The sequence below is a fragment of the Peribacillus sp. B-H-3 genome (assembly GCF_048572925.1).
Taxonomy (GTDB): Bacteria; Bacillota; Bacilli; order Bacillales; family DSM-1321; genus Peribacillus.
In genome coordinates, this window is sequence record NZ_CP183879.1 from 4052904 (window position 1) to 4079497 (window position 26594).

Sequence of the window (26594 nt, forward strand, 5' to 3'; positions counted from 1 at the left end):
AAAAAAGCCCGCAGCATCCATTTCAGAGTGCTCCAGGCCCTTATGTTAAAAATCCGATTTGCTTTGATAAAAATAATTCGGTGTTTTGATTTCATTTTTATATGACTGATGAAAAATGTGGGTGGCTGCTGGAGAAATGGGCGGAATGAGCCAAGTCCAGTCTCCCGTCACTTCCCTTTCTTTTGCCTTTTCTTTTTCTTCAAAAAGCTTGAACTGATTGGCCGCTGTATGGTGGTTGACAATTGAGACTCCTGCCTTTTTATAGGAATGCAAAACTGCTTCATTCAGTTCAATCAGTGCACGGTCCTTCCAAAGGGAGCTATTCCGGTTTGTATCAAGCCCCATTAAAGCCGCCACTCGAGGCAGCATATTATACCGGTCCTCATCAGCCAGATTCCTTGCCCCTATTTCCGTACCCATGTACCAGCCATTAAAAGGCGCGGCAGAGTACGAAATGCCTCCTATTTCCAGGCGCATATCGGAAATAATCGGAACTCCATACCATTTTAGCCCCAGATCTTCAAACCAGGGATATTCCGGATGAGTTACATCCACCTCTTTTACAAGGCTTCGGGGTATTTCAAATAACTCAGGAGAACTGCCCCCAGCACTAATGACGATTGGAAGCACATCAAAGTGCGTATTTGCACCCTTCCATCCAAGCTCAAGGCACTGTTTTGTAAACGGTATGGAAGCAGGATCTCCAAGAATGCCCTGCTCTGTTTCATACCCGGCATACCGGATCAGCTGGTGATTGTGTATCCGGATCCCGTTTTCCCCGTCTTTTGCAGGCTTAAAGATAGAAATTGAAGGCCGGATTGCACCGCCGTTCGTCGCAAATTCTATATGCTTTTGCAGGGCTCCGTTTATGTCACTGGCTGCAGAAAGCTCCCTTTGATCAAATACGTTCAGGCTTTCCCAAAACAGCCTTCCAATACAGCGGTTGCTGTTTCTCCACGCAAGCCGCGCTCCGTATTCAAGCTCCTCATAGGTATGTCCATAAAAACCGTCTTTTTCAATGGCCGCTCTAACTTCTGTAATGCGGCCTTGTATTTCTTCTTCTGATTTATTCAGCTCTTCATAACTGGTTTTAATGAAGGTCTCTGCTTCTTGTAATAGTGCTGTATCCAAATTATGCTGCCTCCTAATTGCTGTTATGTTGAGAGTAACATAACAGAATGAAAAAGGTAAGCAAGGTCCATGGATCCTCGAACATTGATATTTTATATGAAAATTTCTATACCCGGGAGATTTTATGCTCTTTCAAGCATTCTATTTAGTGCAAGTACTGCATCATCTGCAATCTGCCTATCCACGCTTATCACATTGACCGGATTTTTATCCAAAATCGACTCGAGTGACCACAGCAAGTGTGGCAGATCAATTCTGTTCATGGTAAGGCATGGGCACATATTAGGGTTCAGCGAAATAATCTCTTTATCAGGATGATGATTCATCAGCCTTTTGACCAGATTCATTTCTGTGCCGATTGCCCATTTACTGCCGGACGGCGCATTTTCAATCATCTTGATGATATAGGAGGTAGATCCATTATAATCAGCGGCTTCGACCACTTCCCTCCTGCATTCAGGATGCACGATGATATTCATACCAGGCTGTGAAGCACGCAGCGATTCAATATTTTGGACGGTGAAATTTTCATGGACAGAGCAATGTCCTTTCCAGAGCAGCACCTTGATATCGGACTTTCCTTCATCCTCAAGCACATCTTTTATCGGATCCCAAACGGCCATGGCATCAAGCGGAATACCCAGATCAAACGCTGTATTCCTGCCAAGATGCTGATCAGGCAAAAATAATATCCGCTCTTTCTTAGTTAACGCCCAGGACACCATTTCTTTTGCATTGGAGGAAGTGACGGTCGCTCCTCCATGTCTGCCGACAAACGCCTTAATGCTCGCTGTTGAGTTGACATATGTCAGCGGAATGATGGTATCTCCGTATATAGCCTGAAGTTTTGCCCAGGCACGTTCTGTCTGGCTGATATCTGCCATATCCGCCATAGAACAGCCTGCCCTCATATCAGGTAGCAGCACCACCTGATTTTCATTTGTCAGGATATCTGCCGTCTCAGCCATGAAATGGACGCCGCAGAACACGATATAATCCGCTTCTCTGTTCAGTGCCGAAAGCTGGGCCAGCTGAAGGGAATCACCCGTATCATCCGAGAACATGATCACTTCTTCCCTCTGGTAATGGTGGCCGGGGATATAAAGTGAGGTCCCGAGCAGCTCTTTAATCTCCCTGACCCGAGCTTCCATGGCTTCTGTGTTCATTGTCTTATACTTATCAGGCATCATTGTGCTTTGTTTTTGGGCAAGTTCTAATATGTTCATAGTAGCCTCCTATTGTACCTGCAATGAGGAAATCTTCACTTTGGCACTAATATCAAGCGCCCGTACACTATGTGTCAGGCATCCGAGGGAAATATAGCCGACTCCCGTATCTCTGTAATGTACTAGTGTGTCAAGCGTGATGCCGCCTGAAGCTTCCGTGATGATATGGTCTGGCACAAGCTGGACCAGTTCCCGGATTTCTTCAGGTGAGCGGTTGTCGAACATGATGATGTCTGCTCCCGCCTGTACTGCTTCTTGCACCTGCTCCGCTGATTCAGTTTCAACCTCAATTTTAACCGTGTGGCCGATTTCTGCCCTTGCCAGCTCCACTGCTCTTGCAATCGATCCAGCAAACGAGATGTGATTATCCTTGATCATGACCGTATCGTATAGGCCATATCTATGATTTGAAGCGCCTCCGCAGCGCACTGCATATTTTTCAAGCATCCTGAGTCCCGGGGTGGTTTTTCTTGTATCACAGACTTTGGTGGCGGTTCCTGCCACAATATCCACCGCTTTTCTTGATTCTGAAGCAATGCTGCACATCCTTTGGACAAGGTTCAGCACCACGCGCTCCGCCTTCAGCAGGGCCGCAGCATTTCCTTTAATATGCACAAGCTCTGTGCCCTTTTCAAAACGATCCCCGTCTTTTATAAACAGCTCAGCCTCTGCTGAATCATCAAGCAGGGAAAATCCAGTCCTGATCACTTCTTCGCCTGCAAAAACGCCCGCTTCTTTGGCAATGAAGGTCAATGTGCCAATCTCGCTTTTAAATAACGAATCACTCGTCACATCCCGGTCGCCAATGTCTTCAATGAAAAACTGTTCCAGAATTTTTTTAAGCTTTAATTTGTTCATACGAACACGTCCCTTTCAAAGAATCTAGCAGTTCATTTTTCGTAAATGAAATAAAGTTCGTAAGCCAGACGCCGTCATTTTCAAGAGGATAGTCACTCCTGAAATGTCCTCCCCTGCTTTCTGTTCTCAAAAGTGCCGACTCACAAATGAGCCATGACACAATCAGCCCATTCACACTGGCAAGCTCCTCTTGATTCAGCATTTCCCTGCTGCAATCAAGCACCCCGGCTACATCATAGGATTCAATCCAATTTTTCAGTTCCAAAAGCCCGTGTTCATTGCGGACAATCCCGGCATGCTGCATCAGTTTTTTCTTCAGAAGAGAAAGCTTCGGCAGGTTTCCTGCTTTATAGAACTTCTCAGATTTTTCCCTGCTGTCATATCTTTCTGCTGTGATATCACCAAGATGCCTTCCAAGCTCCGTGCCAAAAATAATCCCTTCAAGCAGGGAATTGCTGGCAAGCCTGTTTGCACCGTGAACGCCATTACAGGCCGCTTCTCCTGCCGCATATAAATTTTTAACAGATGTCCTGCCAAGATGGTCTGTTTCAATGCCGCCCATTAAAAAATGATTTCCCGGAGCAACTGGAATTTTGCCTTTTTCAATGGAAATTCCATACTTCATGCAAAGTGCAGCCACCGTTGGAAACCGATCGCGGAACTGGCTGATCATGGATATATCCAGATACACCTTTTTTCCGTGGGTAAGATAGGAATAAATCGTCTGCGCAACAATATGGCGCGGTGCGAGATCCTTTAGAGGGTGGATATCCTCCATGATCCTTTTTCCCGTCTCATCCACAAGAACGGCACCTTCGCCCCTCACCGCTTCTGATACAAGCCCTTTTGTGACTCCATCAATAGAGAGGAGCGTCGGATGAAATTGGATGAACTCCATATCCCGTATCCGGGCTCCTGCCAAAAAAGCAAGCGCCAGCCCGTCACCCGCCACTCCAGGTGAATTGGAGGTAAACCGGAACAGTGAACCGCAGCCGCCTGATGCGATGACAATATGCGAACCATAATGCTTTATCATGTTCCCCTCATGATCCCTCGTTTTGACGCCCATGCATGCTCCGTCTTCCCCAAGAATCAATTGAATAGCACATGTATCCTCCAATATTTTAATGGAGGTTTCTTTTACTTTTTTCAGATAATGCTCAATCAAATGTTTGCCTGTTTCATCTCCATGGCTATGGAGAATTCTTCGTTCGCTGTGGGCACCTTCCATGCCAAGAATCAATTGACCTCCAGAGTTCCTATCAAATTCCATTCCGGCAGTAATTAACGCCTGCATGGCTTCAGGCGCATGTTCCGCCAGTTTTTTTACCGCTTTAAGGGAATTTGTATTTCTCCCGGCCATTATTGTATCTTCTATATGTTTTGAAGTTGAATCGTCCTCAGACATGACAGCAGCAATCCCGCCCTGTGCCAGATAGCTGTTGCTGTCGCGAAGCTTTGACTTTGTGATAATTCTCACATTCTTTGACCTGCTTGCTTCTAATGCAACAGCGAGCGCTGCAATGCCGCTCCCGATTACAATTACATCACTGAATTCCATATTTGCGCCTCCTGTTTTAACAGGTGTCTTGACAACTATATTTACACATTATTAAACTATTATCAAGAGTTTTTTAGCTGAAGCTCTCCCAAACCAACAATTAGGATGTGAAGGGCTTTGATTTATTTCGATTATGCCGCAGCTGCGCCAATCGCTGAAGAAGCGCTGGAGGTTTTTATAGAAGCTTCACGAAGGTTTTACGCAAATTCAAGCAGTCTTCATGATGAAGGCTCTTCTGCTAAAGAGCTGCTTGAGCTGTCACGGAAACAGCTTGCAGAAACAGCAGGGATTACAAAAGAAGGCGTCATTTTTACAAGCGGTGGCACTGAAAGCAATATGCTCGCATTGCAAATCTATACATCCCTGACAAAAAAGAATCATATTATCGCAAGCAGCACCGAGCATTCCTCCCTATCGAACTACTTAAAAAAGCTTAAGGGAGAAGGCTATGAAATAACCTATTTAAAGCACAGCCCTGACGGAAGGATCTCTCTTGCACATCTTCAGGAAAGCATAAAGGATACGACCTTCCTCGTCATTTGCGGTCACGTGAATTCTGAAATAGGATGTGTACAGGACTTAGCGGCCATTAAAGAAGCCATCGGCACCCGGGACATCTTCCTGCACGGTGATTGTGTCCAGTCCTTCGGCAAGCTGAATTTGGAGGAAGCCGTCCTCGCCTGTGACAGCCTGTCCATTTCCGCACATAAAATATATGGCCCAAAGGGAACCGGAGCCCTTCTCTTTCCTGCCGTTCATAAACTTAAGCCGCCTATCCCGGATGTAAGCCATGAAATGGGCTTCAGAACAGGAACGGTCAATGTGCCGGCTATCGCTTCATTCGCAACTGCCGCTGCATTGATCGAAACAACGCGGGAGGATGAATTCGTCCGGATCTCTGCGCTCAGGAAACAATTCAAGCAGGAACTTTTGCAAATGGGAGTTCCCCATGATGTCATTGAATCGCCGAATCACCAGCTTCCGCACATCATTGGAGTGACATTCCCCGGGCATCAGGGACAATATGTCATGCTTGAGCTCAACAGCAGGGGCTATGCCGTTTCAACCGGCAGCGCCTGCCAGATCGGCAAGCAGGAGCCTTCAAAGACAATGATGGCAATCGGAAAAAGCAATGAAGAAGCAAAAAGTTTAATTCGTATCTCAATGGGAAAAAATACAACAGAAAACCATATTTCAGGAATCTGCCGGCACCTCTGCGCTATTATCAATAACCGATAAGCTTATAGGAAGGCTTCTTAATCCATGTATGGTAAAATAACACCATATATAAGGAGAGGTTACATATTGGAAAAAAAGAAATTACTGGGTGAAGAGAGGCGCAGCCATCTTCTCGAAATCTTGAGATCAAGCAAAAAGCCCATCACCGGAACAGAGCTTTCCCGAATCAGCAATGTGAGCAGGCAAGTCATCGTTGGAGACATTACATTGCTTAAAGCTAAAAACGAACCTATCATTGCAACAAGCCAGGGCTATCTGTATTTTCAGGCAGGCGAAACACAGCAATGTGAAAGAACTATCGCATGCCAGCATGGCCCCGAGCGTACAGAGGAAGAACTCAACATGCTTGTGGACCTTGGCATTATCGTAAAAGACGTCAAAATTGAGCACCCGGTATACGGCGACCTCACAGCTTCCATCATGGTCAGCACCCGTAAGGAAGTCCGGCAATTCATGCAGCAGATCACAGATACCGGCGCCGCCTTTTTATCACAGCTCACAGAAGGAATCCACCTTCACACCCTCGCCGCATCCTCAGAAGAACTGCTGGACGAAGCCGAGGAAACACTAAGAAAAGAAGGCATATTGATAACCTAAAAAGCGCAAGCGCCTTGAAAGCCCCGACAAGCATAAGGCGCATAAGAATAGAAGGCGCCCTTTGCCTTCAATTCTTATGTGACTTATGACCTCGAGGGGCTAGGCGCTGAAGCTGGATTGACTATAAAGCGCAAGCGCCTTGTTCAGCTCGCGAAGCAAATAGGGTTTTGGACTTAGAAGGTGCTCTTTGCCTTCTGAGACCAAAACATCTTTTGCACAGCGAGCTAGGCGCTGGAGCTGGATTGCCTGACTCCCTTAGCAATCTAAAGGGGGTCAGGCACTAGTTTTTAAAAGATTCTTAAAAAATTGCCTCCTATTATTTTTTGCAGCTCTTCTTCCTTATAGCCCCTATTTATCAAGCCCTCTATTAATTTCGGCAAGCTTTGATGGCCGTCTATTACATCAAAGGGTTTTCGCGGCATTCTGGCTAAATCGTCTGCGTCCATATATTTGAAGAAATCATCGCACAAATCGAGCCCGATCCCAACATGATCAATCCCAATTAACTGCACTATATGGTCAATGTGCTTAATAAATTGTTCCAACGTACTATTTTCGTCTTCCACAGCAACAATGATGCTTACCGCATTGACTCCAATCACCCCGCCTTTTGATGCAATAGCTTTCATCTGCTCATCGGTTAAATTACGCATCGTATTCGAAAGAACCCGTGAGTTCGAGTGTGATGCAATGATCGGCTTTTTTGACATTTCGATCACATCCCAAAATCCTTCATCATTCAAATGGGAAACATCAATCATCATTCCAAGCTTTTCGGCCTCTTCAATTACCTTCACTCCAAAGTGGGTTATTCCACCCTTTGTCCCTTCGTCTATCGGACTGAAATGGCTGCCATCTCCCACCGCGTTTCTTCTGCTCCAAACCAAGCCAAGGTTTCGGACACCCAATTCATAGAACACTCTTAATAAGCTTAAATCAGTTCCAATTGGTTCCGCTCCTTCAAGGGATAATAAGAAACCAATTTTCCCTGATTGCTGTGCCAGAATCATATCGTCTCTATTTTTGCAAATCATCAATTTATCCGGGGACTCCTGTACTTCTTCGTACAATGCACTAACCTGATTGAGCGCTTTTCGCAGACCCATCTCGGGTAAAAATCCGCTGTCGATAAAAATGGCCGTGATAATGATATTGACCCCGCCTTCATTAAAACGCGGCCAGTAATCTGTTTCAATCACCTTCCTTCTGCCTTTTTCCCTTTGGATAGCCACATCCATTAAAAGATCAAAGTGGGCATCAATGATCAATGTTTTATTTTTGATTTCCTCTATGTATGTTTCTATACTCATATTCTTTTCCTCCAATATTTGATAATAATCAGTATTAGAAAAAGCTCTAGATTGGACTAGAGCTTATTTATATTATCGATAACTGTCTAGCTCCAGCGCCCAGCCCCTCGAGATCAAATAACCTCCTCCCTAAAAAGTCAAAGAGCGACTTTCCGGGTAGAGATGATTTGTCGGGGCTTAACAGGGCGCTTGCGCTTTTCTTATCCAGTTTGTACTACACCAGTTCATTCATTTCAACTTGTGCTAAATCACCTGCTGCTTTAACACGGATACGGGTCGCGTTTCCTGGCATGTAGGCAAGCGGAACATCCTCTATATCGACAATAACCAGGCTATCGGGATCTGCACCAGCATTAATCGCTTCTGACATCGCTTTTTCCTTGGCATGCTCCAGCGCCTTTTCCCGGCTGATTTCTGCTAGGGCATACACCTTTTCAATTTGTCCGCTAACCTGGGCAATCGCCGCCCCGATGGCATTTGCCACTCCTGAATGTTGAGGGCGAATGACCTCTGAAGCTCCTTTTAATTCTTCTGGCAGCAAAATGCTGCCGCCGCCAACGAGAATGACCGGTACAGGTGTTGAGCTGGTTTTCATTTTATCAATCGCTTCTTCGACGAGTTCTACCATTTTATCATAGACTCGATTTAATAATTCCTTATCAAGATGGGCCACTTTTAAAGGATCACCAAGATCGACTTTTCCAAGGGCTACTGCAACATCCGTTGTAGTTAAAGTGTCTCCTCCAAAAATCAGGCTTTTTTCCGGCAGGCGGTACCCGACACTGTCTGGTCCAACCGTGAATTCGCCATTGTCCTGGATGCGAATGATTGTTCCTCCCCCAAGGCCGATGGAAATAAGGTCGGGCATCCGGAAGTTGGTCCGCGCTCCGCCTATCTCTACTGCCAATGAGGATTCCCTTGGGAACGATTGAACGAGTACGCCAATATCAGAAGTTGTTCCACCAACGTCCACCACAATCGCATCGGAGAAATCAGTTAAATAAGATGCTCCTCGCAAAGAATTCGTTGGTCCGCAGGCAATCGTAAAAATGGGGTATTTAACCGCATATTCTACCGACATTAATGTTCCATCGTTTTGTCCGAAGAAGACTCTCGCCTCAATCCCTTCGTTCTTCAGTGCATTTATGAATCCGTCCGCTGCAGTTTTAGCGACCTTGACAACAGCAGCATTGAGGATGGTCGCATTTTCTCTTTCCAGCAATCCTACCGAGCCGATCTCTGATGATAAAGAAACAGATACGTCGTCCCCAAGTACTTCTTTCAGTATTTCACTTGCTCTCTGTTCATGTTTTTGTGATACAGGAGAAAAGACTGAAGTGATGGCGATAGAATCCACTTCCCCTTTGATTTCTTCGGCGATTTGATATAAATGCTCTTCATCTAAAGAGACAATTTCCCGCCCATCGAATTCATGCCCTCCCCGAATAAGATATACATACTTTCCAAGTGCCACGCGGAGGTCATCCGGTACACCAATCAGTGGTTTGACGGCCAATGTAGCCGGGGCACCAATGCGAATCGCTGCAATTTTATTCAATCTTTTCCTCTCAACGATGGCGTTTGTGCAATGTGTGGTCCCTAGCATTGCATATTTGATTTGTTCACGAGGAACATTCGCATCGTTGATTATTTTTTTCATGGCTGTATAAATGCCTGTTGCTACATCCTCAGTGGTCGGTGATTTTGTTTCCGATATCACCTTATTGTTCTGATCCAATAGGACCGCGTCTGTATGGGTTCCACCTACGTCAATTCCAATACGATATACGCCCATTATTTTGTCACTCCTTTTTTCGCAAGTTCTTCTACAGGAATATAATCAACATCGTAGCCAAAATATTTAGGACCAACTACTTCAATGCCCTTTTCCGTTCTCCACTTTGGATGGCAAGGCATTCCAATTACGACGCATCTAGCGCCATATCTGATGCCTTCTGTCGTGATTGGAAGGCCAGTTTCCGCGTCAAGCACAGCAATTAAATCCGGTGTGACGCAAAGGAGCCGCTGCTCGGTCTGAGCAAGCAAATGCTCATTCTGGAAACGGACCTCGAGTGTTTCACCCTTATATTCATTGATTCCCTCGAATGTCGCGACTCCTCTTGCAAAACCGGTTTCAGTTTTCCGGTTAATATCACTGACTTTGCCCCGGAACAATTCAAACCCTTCTCCCTTTTTGAGAACTTCTTTGACCGGGTCTGCATTGTTTTGCTTTGCAAGCCTGATGGCTTTGCCGATTTCTTCTTCCAGCTTTAAGATATTGCTAATTCCGCTTTCCTTTACAATCTTGCCTGTCATTGGATAGATGGCAATCATGGCTGAACCGCCCATTTCAATTGTAGCTGCGCGGGCAATCCTCTCTGTCCAAACATTATTGATTGTTGACAGCAACGAAGTGTTCCCTTTTTCATCAGCAAGGACCATAGGTGAAGCCGCGACACCATCCAAATAGAAAGTGACCATTTGCAATTCAGGGAACGCTCGGCCCATTCCATCTACATCGACAACAGGTAAACCTAATTTTGCGGCAAGGGCCAACGGAAGCATTGAATTGAGTCCACCTGCCTCAATTGGCATCGTTGCGAAGATCTTTTTTCCTAAATAGGCTTCAAGGTTTTTGAAAGCAGCAGCTGCTTCCTCACCGCTTGGGGCTTTTTCAAGCATGACAGTCGGTGCTCCCATCATAGCAGAAGGCACAACTAAAGCGTCATCTGGCACTTCATCCACATCCAGCAAGGTGATTTCCCCGTATTCTTCAATCGCCTGCAATGCCATTAACTTGCCAATGTATGGGTCTCCACCGCCGCCAGTACCAAGTAAGGCCGCGCCAACCGCGATATCTTCGATTTCCTGTTTGCCTAATTTTCTCATTATTTAAAGACCTCCAATAATACGTAAGTTTATTATGCAACTTTTCCCTTTAGCTCTTTTTTACCCTGAAATGCTTTCACCGCTAACACACCAACGTAATAGACGATACCGCTTATTAAAAGTGAATTGATGGACGGGATGCCAACTGAAATAAAATAACCGCCTCCAAAACCTGCCGCCCAAGCCACTAATGTAATTGGATTTATTTTTTCAGGCTCTGCTGGCAAGGTTCCTTTCTCCCTGCTTTCATCAAGTGCTTTCCGATACGTTTTTAACACGAAGTAATCAACCACCATGATCCCTGCAATTGGTGGAATCATAATTCCCAGTAAAACAAGGAAGCCGACAAACCGATCAAGAATCCCCATGATGGATAGAACTGTTCCGATTACCCCGATCACAAGTGTCACAATTGCACGATTCACTTTGACCTTGAATAACGAATCTATGATATTCGTAAAACCTAAAGAAGAAGAGTATAAATTCAAGTTATTGATTTTAATTGTTGAAAAAACAACTACAGCGGCTCCAAGCCAACCGGATGTTTTCAGCATGATATTGACAACATCACTCGTTTTTGCAGCATGGGCCATCAACACAGCAACCATGCCGACACCCATCTCACCGACTATGGTACCAATCGTGGTCATCCAAAAAACATCTTTCCCGTTTCTTGCAAATCGACTGAAATCAGGAGTGATGACTGCACCAATCATAAACCCTCCGGCCACCATTGTTGCACCTACTCCAAGTGAAAGCGCCTCTCCTGGAGGTGGAGTTCCTATTAAATTCATAACCGAATAATCACTTAGAACTTGATAGATTCCGAATCCTACTACCAATAGAAAGGCAGGAACGGCAATTTTCGCTGTCATGCTTAACAGCTTGAATCCAAAGATAACCAATACCGTTACGCCCATGCCAGTTATCGCAGCGGCAACGGGAAGAATCAATTTACCATCGGTTGCCTGGACTAATCCATTGGCAAAGACTGAATTTTGCACCCCAAACCAGCCTATCGTACAAATGGCAATAACTATGCCGATAATAGTGGAGCCATATCGGCCGAATCCAGTCCACCGCGATAATAAACTCGTAGAAAGACCTTCACGTGCTCCCGCATAACCGATAAGAAAACTGATACCCTGTAAAATAACACTTCCAAAGAACATGGCCCAAAACGCCTGCCAGAAAGTCATACCGTATCCTAATGCAGCACCCAGCATAAATTGAGACAAGGTGGCAAGAGCTCCTACCCGGACAAGCATGATGTCCCACATTGGCAATCGCGCTGATTTCGGAACCCTGGACAGCGAGTAATCGTCTCCTATTTTCTTTGTATCTTCCATAAATCCAACCCCTTTAATTTATTATTTACTCCCCTGACTGTGGTTTTAATAAAAAAGGATTTTGCCCTATTCATGGAAAGCCATAATCCCCGATCAGTATTCGGAACGTTCTGTTAATTATTTTTACAGGAGTGTACTTGTTGTGTATTTTCAATCCCAATTATGCTTTTATTCTCTGTTTTGAGGGTGGCGTCATGTATGTCAGACGGCTTTGTTTTACTCCCATTGTGATCAAGCTTTCCAACAGTCGAGTTGCCGCGAATACTGGGTCAATGACCGGAACATCAAACCCGTTTTGTTTTAGGCGTTTCTGAAGTTCTGCTGCAACACCCATGAATCCTGTACAGCCTAATACTAAGGCGTGGGCGCCATCTTGCTCGATTGCTTTGATCATTTCCTCGTACAATTCTCTTTTTAACCGATCCTTATCGTGAACTTCCAATACAGGAATATTTACATATCGGACGGAAGCTAAATTACCGTTGACCCCTAATGTTTTGCTAATGTTTTCTATCATAGGGACTACATTCGGCAGCACTGTCACGACAGAAAATGACTTAGCCAATGAGCTTGCGAACAGCATCGAGGATTCACAAGCACCAACAACCGGAATGTCCAGAATTTCTCTTGCCGGCTTTACTCCAGGGTCACCGAAGCAGTCACTGATGATACCGTCGTATCCGTCTTCCTCAGCCTCCTTAGCTTTTTCCAGAAAATTAGGTACACACAGTGCTTCATCATATTCGCTTTCAACAGATGCAGGCCCATAATCAAGGCTGGTCACTCCAACTTCAGTTGTTTTAGATGCATAATATTTAACTTCTTCCAGAATTTCCTCATTAAAAATATCTGATGTGATTGGCATGATTACTTTGATTTTCATTTACTTTCACTCCTTTTAATTTGTGTAATTTTCCGAATGTTTATCTCGTGAAAAAATTAAACGACCCCATCACCTCCATCAGAAATAAACTCCAATTCTCCTAAAGCCTTCAAACGGATTCTCAAAACCTCTCCTTTCATATAATCAAAGGGGAACTCTTCTATAGATACCATCTCAATGCTCTCTCTTTTTGCTCCTTTCAGAAAAAGTTGTTGAACCAGTTGTTCCCTTTCCTCATCGATTATTTCCTGTTTCGTCTTGTCTCCCAGCCAGAACACTTTATCCACCTGGGCACTAAGAGGTGCGAAACAGGCGCCAACTGCATTGCAAATATGAAAGCCAGCGGGATGGAAAACTTTTTGGTATTTTCCAAATAACCTATTCACAAGTAATGAACTTCCTCCGCCAACTAAAACAACCGGAAGGGCTTCATTACTCAGCTGGAGTCTGGATATCTTTTTCTTGATTTCACCCGTTACTGTTTTAATCACTTTTTGACAGTCATCCTCTGACACTTTATCTAATCCCTTTAGTGTTATTTTTTCATCTGAAAAGGAATCTGGATAAACTTTAAGGAAAGAATCGGTTAATGTCCAAGTGTCACCGCCCCATGATATCCCCTGCTGTTCAATATCGCTGGCAATCGTTTCTTTTATTTGGACTGATTCTTCTTCGATAGAAATGAGACTGCCTCCTCCATAAGGAAGGGAATATATTTTCGGTACCCGCATATTTACATCTATATCCAAAATTGATGTCGAACCTATAGAAACTTCCGGCCGGCCGTTCTGAATCTTTCCAATATCAATCGTACTTCCACCGACATCGACGACGATACAGCGGTCCAATCCGCTCAAGATACTGGCTCCTCTGATACTGTTGGTGACCCCGGACCCAATTGTTAAAATGGGGTAATCAATCGCTTCCTGGATTTCCATAAGTGAGCCATCATTTTGAGTTAACCAACATGGACATTCTAATGATAGTTTCTTAAATAATGTCGATAAATCAATCATTGCTTGGCGGATCACCTTGGATATTATTGCATTTAAAAGTGTGGCATTTTCTCTTTCTATGAATCCGGTACTTCCGATTTCATGAGACATTGTGATAGGTATCTCAGGAAAAGTATCTTTAATGCGGTCGCGAATTTCCCGTTCTTCACTTTCATATAACGGGGAATAAGCTCCCACAAGACAGATTGACTCAATACCGTATTTTTTTATATCATGGTATAACTGCTCGATTTCATTTGGATTTGGTGTTAATTGTCCTTTTATTTTGCCTGTGTAATCATAAGAACTTTTAAAGTGATAAACCTTTGAAATATATTTCTTTAAATTTTCGGGCCATTGTAAAGCTGGTTCAATTAACGAAGGCTTTTTCGTGATACGGATAAGCGCCGTTTTAGAAAGATTTACAGGGTGATATAGTGCGTTAAGCACATGAGTTGTACCTAAGAAAATACCTTTTATTTGGTCTGGCGGGATGTTTGCTTCTTTTAACACTTCTTTCGCAGCCAACTCAATTCCCGAAATAATATCATTCGTTGTTAAGTGCTTCGACCAGGAAAGAAGCTTGCCATCATTCCTGACAATCACTGCATCTGTATTTGTTCCTCCCACATCAATTCCCAGTTTCATGATCTAATTCTCCTGGCAGAGGTTTATAGGATATGGTTAAATCAAAGTTTTCTGGACCCACGAGCGCAAGCATTTCTTTTGTTCGTAGAATGGTTGGAGCTGGTAGCGCGAAAATAATGACGGAATGACCCGCCTGGATCTCGGAAACATTGTATGGGAATAAATTTTCCTCATTCAAAACAAGGATGAGATCAGGCGTTGTACAAATATACTGATCCTCTTTTATAGAAATAAACTCATTCTTGAATTCTATTTCAATTCTTTTATTTGAAAAAACGGACCGCCCATCTATTACGAGCTTTCCAATTAATGATCCTTTTTCAAACCACCGATTAACCTCAGAAACCACACCACTGATGATTTCTAGAGGTTTACCATAAATTGAGTTTTCGAACACCCTGTGCATCTCTTCAATTTTTCGGCTTATTTGTGTATCTTTTTTGACGGCAGTTCCTAACCGATGAATTAAATTTAATGATCCTGGAACCATAGATGTTTTCATTTTTCTTCCATTAGCAGCGTAACAAAGGAAATGGGCATACCCTCCATTTCTCACAATAAAATCTTTTGCCAATTCTGCTATGTTATCAATATCCTCCAAACCATCAATTATAGTGTTTTCATCATGTGTTTGCAGGACGAATGGTGATAAAGGAATATCCGAGAGATGAAAGGTTGTCATAGATATCTCCGGAAAAGCCCTTCCCATTCCATCTCCGTCTACAACAGGCAACTTTTTCATGACCGCAGTTACTAAAGGAGTCAGGGCATTCACGCCGCCAATTTCTACAGGGATAAGTGCATCGACTTTTGTTTGACTGGCCGATTCATAAACATCAAGGACTCTGACTCCCTCTTGGCCGCTGGGGATGTTTTCATCATATAAAATGGTAGAACCCATAATGCCGACTCCAACAATCCAATCGTCCTCAATATCAGTAATGGACTTTACGGTTATTGAGTCCTCATTCGTCATGATTGACATTAATAAACTCTGTATCGTCTTAGTATCACCGCCTCCGCCACAAGATAAGATTTTTGCTCCCATTGCCAATAGTGGTATATCCTGCTTTTTAATTTGCCAAGACATAGGTTGTTGCTCCTTTCTTTTTATAATGCAAGAAGTGTGCCAAAAAAAAAATTCCCTCAAGTCTGTGGTAGATGGATTGTCAAAATTTAATTTACATGAATTTTGAGAATTTTTAATTAATGATAAAGCCAAAAATGACCGGTAAGCACTGGAAAACATACCTTTTCTCATATTTTCTCAATTTTCCTCATATTTTCTCAGTTTTTATCAACTACTGTTTATTATTTAATATTGTATTTGCTAATTCTTCTATATAAGGTAGGCAAGCTGATATTCATGTGTTTCGCAACCTTCTTTTTACTGGGAGTATCCCTGCCATACTGATTCAATAATTCAATGATCAAATCTTTTTCTTCCACATGGGTATTCCTTTTCCCTGAAACAGCTAGGCTATCAACCTGGTTAATTTTTGTGCCATTAACATATAAATCCCTTAAATATTTGGGCAGGCTTTCCATGGTTACCAGGTCACCAATCTCTAATTGGACAAAATGATGGACTACATTCTGCAGTTCTCTGATATTCCCTGGCCATTGATAACTAAGGAGGATTTCATATACATCGTTAGAAAGTCTCTTCAGTGAGCGAAATAGCTCCCTGGAGAATTTTTTCAAAAAGTGTTCAACGAGGAGCGGAATATCCTCTCTCCTTTCTCTTAATGGTGGAATCGTAATGGGAATGACATTTAGCCGGTAGTATAAATCCTCTCTGAATTCGCCCTTTGCTACAAGCTCTTCAAGATTGCGATGAGTGGCAGTTATAATTCGGACATCAACGGGGGTGCTTTTCGTATCTCCAACCCGCTCAATCTTCCTCTCCTGGACAACCCTCAGCAGTTTTGCCTGTAAATGGAGGGACAGGTCTCCAATTTCATCAAGAAAGATCGTCCCGCCATTGGCCATTTCGAATCTGCCTGGTTTGTCTCCACTTGAACCAGTAAAAGCTCCTTTAACATGTCCAAAAAGCTCGCTTTCCAACAAAGATTCAGGAATGGCAGCACAATTCAATGCAATGAACGAACCATCTCTTCGATTGCTTGCCTGATGGATCGCTTGTGCGAAAACTTCCTTCCCAGTCCCGCTCTCGCCTCTTAGTAAAATGGAGGTATCGCTGGGTGCCACACGTCTAGCCATGTCAACAACCGTTTGAATGGAGTCGCTCGTTCCTTTCACATCTTTAAACGTGTAGAGGACTCTTTGTTCAGTCATTTTCTTTTTTGAATCCTGGATAGAGGCAAACTTGATAAGAAATGAAATGATTTCTCCATTTGCTAGAAGAGGTTTAACTTTCGCTATATATTCTGCTTGTTTGCTTTTTAAAGAAGGAATAGATATTTTAAAATCCTGTTGGTTTTTGACATTCTTTATTTTCAGCCAATCGGAAGCAGACATTATTTCGTTGATGTTTTCGCCCAGTAAGACCGTCTTGCTTTTGTTAAACTCCTTGCTGACATTATTGCTCAAGCTATGAATCGTTCCATCAAGGCCAACGATTAAAATGGGTTCTTGAATAAAAGAAAACAGTCCAATCATTTCTTCCAAAACCAAGGCGTTTTCCTTTTTCAAATCATCATTTTCAATTTTATTGCTGATCCATTCACAGCAAAAGTCAAGCTGGATTTCAATATTATCGAAGTTCTTATTCAGCCTGCCTGCCTGTCCATCGAGGGGAGTAACCAGCAAAACCCCTATTACTTTTTTGTTCTTGGTTATGGGCTTAATAATGGTGGTTTCAGCCACGCAGTCATTTTTCAGAGAACATAATTCACACGTACTGTGCTCTGCTTTATTACGAATGAATACATCTATACCGGTTTTTTTGATTTTACTAATGATCGGACACTTTAGCGGCAGTGACTTTTGGTCATCATCCTGCAACACTACTTCAACCCTAACCGGAAAGGATTGAAACAACTTGGTGACAGTCGAACTTATTTCTTGAATATTTACTTCAGCAAACATTAGCACCGCCACCTAATTTTAAAAAATTTATTTTTTATTATATCAGACTTTTTTAGCAGGCTATATTATTACTGAATAATCTTCCACTTCTTCTGATGCATATAAAAAGCAGCTTGCTAGAAAGAGGGATTAGTGGAACCACCGCACATGTCCTATTAAGACATACGGCTGACCAATATGTTTTGATTAATCAAGTCCTGGCTAATCTTTGGGCTCAAACCTCCTACGGATTAGCTATCAATTGCTAATAATTCTTTCTTGAATACATTAAAGCAACATCTACTTTTCAAGACATACTCATCATAAAATTTCTCACTAAAAATACTCATCATAAAAAAGCCTTCAAAAAAAAACGAACTCCTTTTAAAAAGAAGTTCGTCTTAGTTTAAGAAATTTTCCGGATCTTTTTCTCTATGTTTATTTAGTTTTCACATTCTCAAGCTCAGCCTGCGCTTCCGCTTTAAAGCTTGGATAGCTGCCTAGCAGTTCGACATGGCACCCTAGGGCTGACAATTCTGACATCGCTCCGGGAATAAGGACATCATCCATCTTCTCTTCAATATCGATGATAAAAAAGTAATTGCCCAATCCTGTTTTCATCGGGCGCGATTCGATTTTGGACAGGTTCAGCTTCCTCCAGGCAAAAGCAGACAAAACCTGATGCAGCGCTCCGGAGTGGTCCTCAGGCAGTGTAATGATTAAGGTCGTTTTATCGCCAGTAAAGGCTGCCAAACGGCCTTTATAATCAATATCCTTTTTTGAAACCACGACAAACTTTGTATGGTTATGTTTATAATCATGAATGTTTTTCTCTGCAATCGCCAGTCCATATTCTTGTGCAGCCATTTCATTGGCAATCGCCGCTATTTTCATTTCGGGATTTTCTTTGACCATCTGTGCTGCCTGTGCGGTTGAAGTTGTGGCACCCTGCTGGACGCCCTTTAATTCTTGATGAAGAAACTTATGGCACTGGGCGAGGGCATGCGGATGAGAGTAAACGGCATCTGGAACAAACCCCTCGTAATCATGAACGGGATGCACCATATAGTGCTGTTCAATCGGGATAATCATCTCGCCCTTCACCGGCAAGTTCACCTCATGCACTAAGTAATCAATGGTAATGTTAACCGAGCCCTCGAGGGCATTTTCAATCGGAACTACCGCTAAATCGGCTGTTCCGTCCTGCACAGCATCCAGGCAATCCGGGATCGTGCTCATCGGCATTTTTGTATCTTCAGGAAATAAGCTTGATACGGCAATATCCGTGAACGTAGCTTTAGGTCCCAGAAAAGCAATCTTGTACAACATGGCTGACTCCTCACTTCACGGAAAAATTTACTGTTTATACTATGCTATTTTCATGCTGAATTCAAGAGTTTTAAAGAAAGCTCCGTGAAATTCAGTCAATAACAAGATAAAAAGCCCCGCAGACCATAAAGATCTGCGGGGCCAGTATTCATGCACCAGTTCCCAATATATCCACTTTTTCAACAAAGTCCAGCTTGCGGAGCTTTGACAGGAGCTCCTCAATTTCAATCTTAATGCCGTTTGTATTAAGGGAAAGCGTAACATTAGCCCGCCCCTGCAGAGGAATGGTCTGGTGAATGGTCATAATGTTGCAGCCTGACTGTGCGACTGCGCCGAGCAGCTGGGAAAGCGTGCCAGAACGGTCTTCGAGGTAAAAGAAAAGCGTAATCAGCTTTTCCTTTACAACTGTGTGGAAGGGAAATACAGTATCGCGGTATTTGTAATACGCGCTTCTGCTCAAATCCACCCGCTGTACGGCTTCCCAGACGGATTCTGCCTTGCCGCGTTCAATCATTTCTTTGGCATCCAGTGTTTTTTTCATTGCTTCCGGAAGTACATCCTCACGAACCAGGAAAAATTTCTTATCCGTACCTTTCAATCCGCGCACCCCGCTTATCCTCATATCCGGGCAAGACCCCGGACACAAAAATCATTAATCCACGAATTCAAATTCGTATTCAAGGATTCTGACGATATCGCCGTCTTTTGCACCTTTTTTGCGCAATGCCTCATCTACGCCAAATGAACGGATTTGGCGGGCAAAACGCCTAATCGACTCATCTCTTGTGAAATCTGTCATCTTGAATAAACGCTCGATTTTGAAGCCTGAGACAACAAAGCTGCCATCAGGATCACGGGTGATATCGAATTCATCCTGTGAATTTACATGTTTATAAATAACACGGTGAATGCCTGTTTCTTCTTCTTCATGATCCAAAGGAAACTCTGGCGTTTCTTCGATTTTATCTGCCACGGCAAATACTAATTCACGGATGCCGGACCGGGTCACTGAAGAAATTTCGAATATAGGGAAATCCTCCTGCAGCTTTTCCTTGAAGATTTTCAGGTTTTCTTTGGAATCAGGCATATCCATCTTGCTTGCAGCGATTATCTGCGGACGCTCTGTCAAGCGAAGGTTATATTCACTGAGCTCTTTATTAATGGTTAAATAATCTTCATAAGGATCTCGTCCTTCAAGTCCGCTCATATCAATGACATGAATGATGACACGCGTTCTTTCAATATGGCGGAGGAACTGATGGCCAAGGCCCACTCCCTCTGATGCCCCTTCGATAAGTCCGGGAAGATCAGCCATTACATAACTGCGTCCGTCTTCTGTTTCCACCATTCCAAGGTTAGGAACGATCGTTGTAAAGTGGTACTCGGCAATTTTCGGCCTTGCAGCAGAAACAACAGAAAGCAATGTGGATTTTCCTACGCTAGGAAATCCGACAAGCCCGGCATCTGCCAGAAGCTTCAATTCCAGGACAATATTTTTTTCCTGTCCCGGCTCACCGTTTTCCGCAATTTCAGGTGCAGGATTGTTCGCAGTGGCAAAGCGCGAGTTGCCTCGTCCTCCGCGGCCTCCTTTAGCTATGACAGCCTGCTGTCCGTGCTCAACTAAGTCTGCGATGACTTCCTTCGTTTCTTCATCGATGACAACTGTGCCCGGAGGAACTTTTACTATCATGTCAGAGGCATTTTTTCCGTGCTGGTTCTTGGACATCCCGTGCTCGCCTCTTGGTGCCTTAAAGTGGCGCTGATAGCGGAAATCCATGAGCGTTCTCAAGCCTTCCTCCACTTCAAAAATAACATCGGCGCCGTTACCACCGTCTCCGCCTGCAGGACCGCCCAGCGGAACATATTTTTCGCGGCGGTAAGAAACGATTCCGTTTCCGCCGTCTCCACCTTTTACAAATATCTTGACCTGATCGACAAACATGTAATCACTTCCTTGTTTTCTTTATGTACATCAATGCTGTACGTTCATCTATTTTTCACATTTAAGTTCAACAGAAAAAACCCATTCGCTGTCTGTGATTTCTCCAATCTCCACACTAGTATGGTCATCTATTGGCTTGTTTAAAAATTCCTGTAGCTGCGATTCATTTTTTAGCATACCCTGCAGTTCAAAGGAAAATCGGATATGTCCTGCCATATTTTCAAAAATGGAAACAGACAAAACATTTTCTCCAAACATATCCATTGCAGCATCCAGGACAGAAAATAATTGGCTTGTCCAGTGGTATATCGTGCCATCGAGCGGCGCGCAGCCTTTTACCAGCTCAATGACTTCGAATTCCAGGCGAAACGGCCTGCTGCCCCAGTTGGCAGTCATTAGAAGTTCGCCAAACCTGGACATTTTCAAATTGGAAAGCCTCGCCTCATGCTGTGCATCTATAATGATTTCGTCTATAATTGCTTTCACGCGTTCGGTTTTATTTAATTCGAGATTTCCTTTTATCAGCTGGATCTTATTTAGCCAATCATGCCTTGAATGGCCCAAAATCTCCACTGTCGTCCAATTTTTTTCCATTCTATAGCTCCTGTAATTATAATAAAAAACAAATCCTCACTGCTCTGACTTGTGGTGAATAGTAACGGGATCCTGGATCACTTCGATTTCCTTAAGTATACCAAAAAAGCCAGCTGCAGGAATAGGAGAAAATCCCTGCTCTATTGTCCATAAGCTCCACCGTCCAAAAAACAGATCCCGAGGATTCATTCTTTGGACGATGGCAGAGCATTGTGCTGTTTTATCATAACAGAAATATATAAAGGGCCTGACTCCTTCCCCATAATACTGCAGCCATTACGAATGGTGCCGTACCATGTCCAATAGAAGGAGTCAGACCCTTATGAGCCAGCCTCTATTAAAAGATGCCGAATTATGCTTCTTGTGCTGCCGGGTATACACTTACTTTTTTGCGGTCACGGCCGTAACGTTCGAAACGTACAACACCGTCAACTTTTGCAAAAAGAGTGTCATCTCCACCGCGTCCAACGTTCTCGCCTGCGTAGATTTTAGTACCGCGCTGACGATAAAGGATAGAACCGCCAGTTACGAACTGACCGTCTGCACGCTTAGCGCCAAGACGCTTAGAGATTGAATCACGGCCGTTCTTTGTAGAACCTACTCCCTTTTTGGAAGCGAAGAACTGAAGATCTAATCTTAACATATGTTCCACCTCCTACTTGTTAAGGATGATTTTAATGTATTTGCCATAATCACGTTCGATCGTCTGGAGCGATATCAGCATGGCGTTCAGGAGAAGCTGAACTTTTTCCTGCGAGTCTTCTGAGATATTCTCAGGAATCCCGCATCGAAGGTAGCCCCCTTTTCCGCCCTGCTCAATCTCAGGCTTTACATCCGTAAGGGACATAATGGCATTCACGGCTCCAAAGGAAACCGCAGATGCGCCTGCACAAACAATATCAGAACCTTTTTTCGCGTAATCAGCATGTCCGCTTAAAGTGAACGAAACAATCCGTTCTTGCGGAGCATCGATTGTAACTTTAATCATATCAGTCTAGCCTTATGCATTGATTGCATCAATAACAACCTTTGTGTATGGCTGACGATGACCTTGTTTTTTACGGTTGTTTTTCTTCGCTTTGTATTTGAAAACGATGATTTTCTTTTGGCGACCGTGTTTTTCAACTTTGCCAGTTACAGTAGCTCCTGCCACTAATGGAGAACCTACCTTCACGTCTTCACCGCCTACGAATAAAACCTTGTCAAATGTAACAGTTTCGCCTGCTTCAACGTCTAATTTTTCAATGTAAACTGTTTCGCCAGCTGCTACTTTAATTTGTTTACCGCCAGTTTCGATAATTGCGTACATACCTGCACCTCCTTATATAACTCAGACTCGCCAATCACAGGCGTTCTGCATTGCTGCAAAAACTTATCAACCTGATCTGCGCGGTTGTAGCACGGGTGCTACAAACATAACATTAAAATTCTATCATATATTCAAGGTTTATGTCAATAGCTTTTGTGCATTGCTTCTTGTAATTCTTTCATGCTCCCGAATCGCTTTATATGATAATGATTTTGTCCGCCTTCAGCAATGGAAAACAGCAGCTTTTTGCCGATGGCCCCTTCCAAAACGTCCCTGTGCGCTTCCCGTTCCCCAAGCAACGCCTCTGAAACTGCGCTGTTCGCTTCAATCCAGACTGCTTCTTCATCCCGCTTACGATGCTCAAACAGCTCCCGCTCAAGGCGGAAAGCTGCCGTTTCAGCACTGTCGATCCTGCCAGTGCCGGCGCACACGGGGCATGGTGACTGCGTTTTCTCTATCAATGAAGGAGATGTCCTCTTTCGGGTAAGCTGAAGAATGCCAAGCTCAGTAAAGCCGATGACCTGAACACGCCTTTCATCTCTTGATGCTGCTTCTTTTACAGCACCAGCAACCAGCGCCCGATTTTTATGCTCCTTCATATTAATGAAGTCAATGAGAATAATCCCGCCTATATTCCGGAGCCTCAGCTGGCGGGCAATTTCCTTAGCCGCACTCATATTTGTTTCGAAAATCGTCTGTTCCTTTTCGCCTTTTCCGGTGTTTTTCCCGCTATTCACATCAATGACAGTAAACGCCTCTGTTTCTTCAAAGATAAGTGAGCCTCCGTTATCGAGCCATACCATTTTTTTCAGTGCCTTTTCTGCCTGCGCTTCAATGCCATGCTGTGAAAAGATATTCTTTGTCCCTGTTTCATAGAATAGTTTCCACTGGCTTCCCTGCGTCTTCACCCAGCTTTCAATCGCTTTATATCCTTCAAAATCATCGATAGCCATTTCACCGGGTACAACGGAGGAAAGCTCACCGGCAACATTTTCAAGAAATGTATCATGACGGTGTATCAGCCCAGGGGATTTCGCCGAGTCTGCACGCTTTGTGAGCTCCTGGAATTTTCCGCGGAGAGAGCCCAGCAAATTCCTGAACGCTTCCTCGCTTTGATTTTCCATCGAGGTCCTGATGATCAGGCCTTCATGTTCTTCCTTCCATGCTGATGCCGTTTCCCGCCAATGAAGCTGCTTTTGATGATCGGTGAATTTTTTTGAAACTCCCACATAATCAATGCCATGCATATAAACAAGAGAGTCTGCTGAAAGCTCAATCAATGCTGTTAATTTCGCGCCCTTTAACCCGGTTTCATCACGGGTCACCTGCACCATAAGCCTTTCTCCCTGTGTGATGTAGCGGCTGATTGACCCATCCGCTTCTCCCGCTCTTTTAGCAGCCTGGTAGGAGGGAAGGTCATCACGATGGAGAAAACCATTTCTCTCTCCGCCAAAATCAATGAAAGCCGCTTCCATTCCGGGAAGGATTTTCACAGCTTTTCCTGCATACACATTGCCGACGAGGCTTGCCTGGTGCGGCGGGAATATTTCAAGCTTAACCAGCTTTCCATCCTCCACAACACCATATCTTTTTTCCCTTGATAACATATTCACAATTACTTTTTTCATAAAAAAAATCCCTTCTCCAAAACCGCTGCATCCAGCTCATTTGAAGAAAGAATATCATAATTAATAGGAATATAACAGTTCACCAATTTTTACATTTGTCATTTTATCGGTAAAATACGCATGCAGGATTTCATTTTCATCAAGAGAACCGCTTTCCCTGCCATTTTTAGTGATGATGATCGGGTGCTTGCAGCCTCTTCGGAATTTTTCCAGCACCTTATAAATGGCCTCATTTTCGTCCACAATAATCGGCTTCAGCATATCAGGCTTGCCTCCTCTTCCGTAATACCGCTCAAGGAGAAACCTGATGAATGCATAATAGCGCTGCTTCCACTCCATCACAAGCGAAAAAACGAGAAACGCAGCAATGATCCATACATTTAAGCTGAATGGCTGAATCAGGGTAACCAGCAGCACGGAAATAGCTGAAAAAGCCGCTGAAAAAATCAAGGTAAAGCGATGGGCCTCAAGAAAGGATCTGTAGAGAGATACACCCATGAACAGCAACTTCCCGCCATCGAGCGGCCAGACTGGCAGCAGATTAAACACCATAAGCGATAGATTCATATAAAAAAACTGCTGATACGTTTCGTATGATAAAAAAGATGCCTGATACAGCAAAAACGAAGCGCCCGCAAGCCACAGATGCTGAACAGGCCCTGAAAGCGTCACAATCAGGTCCTCCTTCAGTGTCTTGTTTCCGTGCTCCTCCGTTTCCAGTGCCCCGCCAAAAGGAAGGAGCTTGATGGACTTGATCCGCCAATTAAAATGAGCAGCAGCGATCCCATGTCCCAGTTCATGAATGAAAACAATCATAAACAGCATGATGACTGACGTAAAATGAGCAGTCAGGACACTAATGCCCATGACAATCCATAGGGTAGGATGGACGTTGATTTTAAAAAGCAGCTTCAAGTATTCATTCAAAGGTTATCACCTTTTTAGGATCGATGAAGGCATCGTTTTTTCGTATAGCTAAATAATAGGTTCCCTTTGAACCATCTTCTGTAGGGGAAACCTGTCCAATTTCTTTTCCTTTTTTAACCGCATCATAGACTTTCACCTGTATACTCTCAAGCCCGCCATACCAGGATTCACTTTTATCGCTATGCTGGATGATCACGGTTTTGCCCAAATTCGCTTTCTCCCCGGCAAATGTGACAGTCCCTTCTTTTATTGCATCAACTGCTGAATCCTTTCCGGTTTCAAGCATGATGCCTTCACCATTCGTCTGGAAGCTTTCTGTGATTCTCCCCGTAACTGGAAGCGCCTCTTCCCTGCTTACAATCGTCTTTTTATCACCGGCAGCATCCTCCTTAGGCAAAAAGGCGATCGGTTTTCCGAATTTATCTTCATACCAGGAGGAAATCGCCGCAAACTGCAAATCGTGGTTCATTGTTTCCTTCACATAGCTGCGGGCCGTATCAAGCTTGGAAGATGGATGCTTGTACATTACAGCAATCAGCAGAAACAGCACGGCAGCCCCAAGTATTTTAAAAAAGAAAATCTCTTTCTTAAATAATGGATGATCTTTTTCCGGACCTGCGCCATCATAGGCAGCCACTCGTTCAAATCCATGCATTTCCTCTTGGTGATCAAAAGACTGCCAAACCCCATCCGCTTTTGCTTCACTCATTTTCCTTCGTTTCGCAATCCGTTCCTGAATTTCCCTTCTTCGGTCCTTCATCCCGCAGCTCCCCCCTGCTTAGTTCAAGCTCTTTATCTCCATGTTATGAGTTCCTTGTCCAAACTATGACGGAGGTTTTCGTAAACTTTGCTGCTTTCGAACAAGGTGGTGGTCTCCGCTCCAGGATGCTCGCTTTAACAATGGGATCACCACACCGAACTCATTTAAAGACAATTATTTTAAAGAAAAGAACCCAATGGTTATAGTGCATTTCGCTCTAATGGCCCTGCATTTCGCTCTAATCGGGGTGGATTTGGCTCGAATGGAGGGTGATTAGGCTATAATCAGCGGCTAATTAAAACCGATTTTCCATTTATGTGGAAAAATACATTTCACTACACCTTTGCATGTACACAAATTCAGCAAAAAAAGAGCGCGGAATGTAATTC

The 26594-nt window shown here is 43.8% G+C and carries 24 protein-coding genes and 1 other annotated feature; of the genes, 2 read left to right on the top strand and 22 right to left on the bottom strand.

Features of this window, described 5'->3' with window-relative positions:
• Nucleotides 1-45: 45 nt before the first annotated feature.
• The 4 genes from ACN6MY_RS20285 to nadB form a co-directional block, all read right to left on the bottom strand.
• Complete coding sequence (locus ACN6MY_RS20285; RefSeq protein WP_419881783.1) at nucleotides 46-1131, bottom strand: nitric oxide synthase oxygenase; 1086 nt, start codon at nucleotides 1129-1131, stop codon at nucleotides 46-48.
• Between the two features lie 122 nt (nucleotides 1132-1253).
• Nucleotides 1254-2357: a quinolinate synthase NadA gene (gene nadA / locus ACN6MY_RS20290; protein WP_419881784.1), complete on the bottom strand. Its 1104-nt coding sequence runs from the start codon at nucleotides 2355-2357 to the stop codon at nucleotides 1254-1256.
• A 9-nt stretch (nucleotides 2358-2366) separates the two neighbouring features.
• Nucleotides 2367-3215, bottom strand: coding sequence for a carboxylating nicotinate-nucleotide diphosphorylase (nadC, locus tag ACN6MY_RS20295; protein WP_419881785.1), 849 nt, complete (start codon nucleotides 3213-3215; stop codon nucleotides 2367-2369).
• Nucleotides 3196-4776, bottom strand: coding sequence for an L-aspartate oxidase (gene nadB / locus ACN6MY_RS20300; protein ID WP_419881786.1), 1581 nt, complete (start codon nucleotides 4774-4776; stop codon nucleotides 3196-3198). The genes nadC and nadB overlap by 20 nt, the downstream gene beginning before the upstream one ends.
• A gap of 117 nt (nucleotides 4777-4893) precedes the next feature.
• Here nadB and ACN6MY_RS20305 point away from each other — a divergent pair, with 117 nt between their 5' ends.
• Nucleotides 4894-6015, top strand: coding sequence for an IscS subfamily cysteine desulfurase (locus ACN6MY_RS20305; protein ID WP_419881787.1), 1122 nt, complete (start codon nucleotides 4894-4896; stop codon nucleotides 6013-6015).
• A gap of 63 nt (nucleotides 6016-6078) precedes the next feature.
• Nucleotides 6079-6612, top strand: a complete 534-nt coding sequence (locus ACN6MY_RS20310) for a transcription repressor NadR (RefSeq protein WP_419884236.1) — start codon at nucleotides 6079-6081, stop codon at nucleotides 6610-6612.
• Nucleotides 6613-6899: 287 nt separating this feature from the next.
• Here ACN6MY_RS20310 and ACN6MY_RS20315 read toward each other — a convergent pair whose 3' ends face one another.
• From ACN6MY_RS20315 to ACN6MY_RS20400, 18 genes are all read right to left on the bottom strand, one after another.
• The gene (locus tag ACN6MY_RS20315; RefSeq protein WP_419881788.1) at nucleotides 6900-7922 is read right to left on the bottom strand and encodes a dipeptidase; all 1023 of its coding nucleotides are present in this window, start codon (nucleotides 7920-7922) and stop codon (nucleotides 6900-6902) included.
• 214 nt (nucleotides 7923-8136) lie between these two features.
• Nucleotides 8137-9717 carry a hydantoinase/oxoprolinase N-terminal domain-containing protein gene (locus ACN6MY_RS20320; RefSeq protein WP_419881789.1) on the bottom strand — a complete coding sequence of 527 codons (1581 nt, stop codon included), beginning with the start codon at nucleotides 9715-9717 and terminating at the stop codon, nucleotides 8137-8139.
• A complete protein-coding gene (locus ACN6MY_RS20325; RefSeq protein ID WP_419881790.1) occupies nucleotides 9717-10811 on the bottom strand; it encodes a DUF917 domain-containing protein in 1095 nt (364 codons plus the stop codon). Before ACN6MY_RS20325 ends, ACN6MY_RS20320 begins: the two co-directional genes overlap by 1 nt.
• Nucleotides 10812-10843: 32 nt before the next feature.
• Nucleotides 10844-12160, bottom strand: coding sequence for a purine-cytosine permease family protein (locus tag ACN6MY_RS20330; RefSeq protein ID WP_419881791.1), 1317 nt, complete (start codon nucleotides 12158-12160; stop codon nucleotides 10844-10846).
• 160 nt (nucleotides 12161-12320) lie between these two features.
• A complete protein-coding gene (locus tag ACN6MY_RS20335) occupies nucleotides 12321-13043 on the bottom strand; it encodes an aspartate/glutamate racemase family protein (RefSeq protein WP_419881792.1) in 723 nt (240 codons plus the stop codon).
• Between the two features lie 56 nt (nucleotides 13044-13099).
• Nucleotides 13100-14686 (bottom strand): hydantoinase/oxoprolinase N-terminal domain-containing protein, encoded by a 1587-nt coding sequence (locus ACN6MY_RS20340; RefSeq protein ID WP_419881793.1) that lies wholly within the window; start codon nucleotides 14684-14686, stop codon nucleotides 13100-13102.
• On the bottom strand, nucleotides 14670-15776 hold the full coding sequence (locus ACN6MY_RS20345; RefSeq protein WP_419881794.1) for a DUF917 domain-containing protein: 1107 nt from the start codon (nucleotides 15774-15776) through the stop codon (nucleotides 14670-14672). The genes ACN6MY_RS20340 and ACN6MY_RS20345 overlap by 17 nt, the downstream gene beginning before the upstream one ends.
• 221 nt (nucleotides 15777-15997) lie before the next feature.
• Nucleotides 15998-17737 carry a sigma-54 interaction domain-containing protein gene (locus ACN6MY_RS20350; protein WP_419881795.1) on the bottom strand — a complete coding sequence of 580 codons (1740 nt, stop codon included), beginning with the start codon at nucleotides 17735-17737 and terminating at the stop codon, nucleotides 15998-16000.
• A gap of 417 nt (nucleotides 17738-18154) precedes the next feature.
• Entirely contained in the window at nucleotides 18155-19045 is an 891-nt protein-coding gene (pheA, locus tag ACN6MY_RS20355) for a prephenate dehydratase (protein WP_419881796.1), read from the bottom strand.
• A gap of 148 nt (nucleotides 19046-19193) precedes the next feature.
• Nucleotides 19194-19586, bottom strand: a complete 393-nt coding sequence (locus tag ACN6MY_RS20360; protein ID WP_419884237.1) for an ACT domain-containing protein — start codon at nucleotides 19584-19586, stop codon at nucleotides 19194-19196.
• A 111-nt stretch (nucleotides 19587-19697) separates the two neighbouring features.
• Nucleotides 19698-20987, bottom strand: coding sequence for a GTPase ObgE (gene obgE, locus ACN6MY_RS20365; RefSeq protein ID WP_090989597.1), 1290 nt, complete (start codon nucleotides 20985-20987; stop codon nucleotides 19698-19700).
• Between the two features lie 48 nt (nucleotides 20988-21035).
• Nucleotides 21036-21581, bottom strand: coding sequence for a Spo0B C-terminal domain-containing protein (locus ACN6MY_RS20370; protein WP_419881797.1), 546 nt, complete (start codon nucleotides 21579-21581; stop codon nucleotides 21036-21038).
• A 352-nt stretch (nucleotides 21582-21933) separates the two neighbouring features.
• Entirely contained in the window at nucleotides 21934-22224 is a 291-nt protein-coding gene (gene rpmA, locus ACN6MY_RS20375; protein ID WP_071350054.1) for a 50S ribosomal protein L27, read from the bottom strand.
• A gap of 12 nt (nucleotides 22225-22236) precedes the next feature.
• The gene (locus tag ACN6MY_RS20380; protein ID WP_419881798.1) at nucleotides 22237-22569 is read right to left on the bottom strand and encodes a ribosomal-processing cysteine protease Prp; all 333 of its coding nucleotides are present in this window, start codon (nucleotides 22567-22569) and stop codon (nucleotides 22237-22239) included.
• Between the two features lie 12 nt (nucleotides 22570-22581).
• A complete protein-coding gene (rplU, locus tag ACN6MY_RS20385; protein ID WP_071350056.1) occupies nucleotides 22582-22890 on the bottom strand; it encodes a 50S ribosomal protein L21 in 309 nt (102 codons plus the stop codon).
• Nucleotides 22891-22903: 13 nt separating this feature from the next.
• Nucleotides 22904-22986 (bottom strand) — a sequence feature (ribosomal protein L21 leader region).
• A gap of 47 nt (nucleotides 22987-23033) precedes the next feature.
• Nucleotides 23034-24518: an Rne/Rng family ribonuclease gene (locus ACN6MY_RS20390; protein WP_419881799.1), complete on the bottom strand. Its 1485-nt coding sequence runs from the start codon at nucleotides 24516-24518 to the stop codon at nucleotides 23034-23036.
• Between the two features lie 60 nt (nucleotides 24519-24578).
• Nucleotides 24579-25445, bottom strand: coding sequence for a M50 family metallopeptidase (locus ACN6MY_RS20395; RefSeq protein ID WP_419881800.1), 867 nt, complete (start codon nucleotides 25443-25445; stop codon nucleotides 24579-24581).
• Nucleotides 25438-26205 (bottom strand): peptidoglycan DD-metalloendopeptidase family protein, encoded by a 768-nt coding sequence (locus ACN6MY_RS20400; protein WP_419881801.1) that lies wholly within the window; start codon nucleotides 26203-26205, stop codon nucleotides 25438-25440. Before ACN6MY_RS20400 ends, ACN6MY_RS20395 begins: the two co-directional genes overlap by 8 nt.
• Between the last annotated feature and the right edge of the window lie 389 nt (nucleotides 26206-26594).